The sequence below is a fragment of the Thermoflexus sp. genome (genome assembly GCF_025055495.1).
GTDB lineage: Bacteria > Chloroflexota > Anaerolineae > Thermoflexales > Thermoflexaceae > Thermoflexus.
Genome location: NZ_JANWXB010000001.1, coordinates 1 through 1,623, shown reverse-complemented (window position 1 = coordinate 1,623; position 1,623 = coordinate 1). Strand labels below are relative to the sequence as shown.

Sequence of the window (1,623 nt, the reverse complement as noted above, 5' to 3'; positions counted from 1 at the left end):
AGTTCGAGCTGGTCGGGGAGGCCGGGACCGGAGCCCAGGCGATCGCCATGGTGGAGCGCCTGCGTCCGGATCTGGTGATCCTCGATGTTCGCCTTCCGGATCAGGACGGTCTGGAGATTTGCCGGGAGATCACCCGGCGTTTCCCCAGCACCCGAGTGCTGGTCTTAACCGCTTATCCGGATGAAGAGTTTATCGTGCGAGCGATTGAGGCCGGCGCATCTGGCTACGTGCTGAAGCGGGCGGGGAGCCGGGAGCTTATGCAGGCGCTTGAGGCGCTGGCTCGAGGCGAGGCGATCCTGGATCCCGCGATCACACGCAAGGTGTTGGAACAGTTCCGCCAGCGGGCGCGGGTGGCTGAGGCGAATGCTTTTAAGGATCTCACACCGCGGGAGCGGTTGATCCTGGCTCGCATCGCGGAAGGGAAGACCAATAAGGAGATCGCGAGGGAATTGTTCCTGACCGAGAAAACGGTGCGCAATTATGTCAGCATCATCCTCGACAAGCTGGGCGTTTCGAATCGGGTGGAAGCTGCAGCCTACGCTCTCAAACATCGCATTCACGATTTCGTCGAGTAATGCCCTCCGGGGCCAGTTGGCATGGCAAGACGCTGGGGTCTGGAGGGCGCGCCTTCCAGACCCCAGCCTCTCCATAGGCCATGGGAAGGAGGGAAAATCAGCAGTGAGCGAAAGAACCTATCCCTTTGGGAGTTACACAGTTGGCCTCCTCCCTGGAGCCTGGGCGTGGAGCCGGGCGCCTTCGGCGCCGGCTCCGCACGAATCCTTCCCAAGAAGAGGGTTATTCGGATAGGTTCTAAAACACATACGGGGCGGTGATCGGGTTCCGCCTCAGCGCCTGCCACTCGGCTTCATCGACAGGTCGCGGCGGATCACGCTCCGCGTCCACCGGGCATAGGAAGCCGAAGGGCTCCTCGCCATCGTTGATCCAGCGATGGGGCACCCCAGGGGGCACGTAAACGATATCGAAGGGAGCCACCTCGAACACCTCCGGCCCCACCAATGCTTTGCCCCGTCCCCGGATGACAATAACGAAATGAATGTGTTCGTGTTTTTCTAAGCTGGAAAAACCGCCGGGGGCAAGCTCGAAGTAGCGCAGCTGGAACCGGCATGGGACATCGGGGGGGCCGCCGATCACGAAGCGGGTGATCCCTCGCCAGTCGAATCCTCGCTCCTCTCCGAGGCTAAACTTATAGGCTTGCGGCTCGATCCCCTCCCACCGGAAGTGCTCCGGGCGGAAGGGGATCCGTCGGCCAGTTCCCAGGGTCTCCCGAACGGCGGGCTCACTCATCGGCTGACCTCCACAGGATGGATGAACGATGGGTTGGACGCTGAGGGATTGGGCTCGGTCGGAGGGGAAGGCCCCTCTTTACTGGACAGCGTTCGGCGCGACACCGAGTGCGAAAAGCGCTCCGTTGCTTCGTAACTCCGATTCGTGGGATGCAGACCGCCTCTAGTGCTTTGTTCATTTTTCATTTGGGGGTTTTCGGGGGCGGGGGGGGGGGGGGGGCACGGGGCCCCCCCCCCCCCCCCCAAAAATTATTAAACAACCCCCCCCCCCCGCCCGCGAGGGGGCGGGGGGGGGGGGGAGGGGGTGGGGGGGGGGGGG

Annotated in this window: 2 protein-coding genes; one reads left to right on the top strand and one right to left on the bottom strand. The window is 63.0% G+C overall.

The genetic code is table 11. The annotated features are described in order from the left end of the window. Positions 1-575 (top strand): response regulator transcription factor (locus NZM16_RS00010; protein ID WP_295477611.1); only part of this gene is annotated, 575 nt, incomplete at its 5' end. A 235-nt stretch (positions 576-810) separates the two neighbouring features. On the opposite strand, the gene NZM16_RS00005 is transcribed toward NZM16_RS00010, so the two are convergent. Next, complete coding sequence (locus NZM16_RS00005; RefSeq protein ID WP_295449937.1) at positions 811-1,305, bottom strand: cupin domain-containing protein; 495 nt, start codon at positions 1,303-1,305, stop codon at positions 811-813. Positions 1,306-1,623: the final 318 nt, after the last annotated feature.

Excerpts from the sequence above, each read along its gene's own strand:
- NZM16_RS00005 (WP_295449937.1), bottom strand. The coding sequence starts at position 1,305 with ATGAGTGAGCCCGCCGTTCGGGAGACCCTGGGAACTGGCCGACGGATC.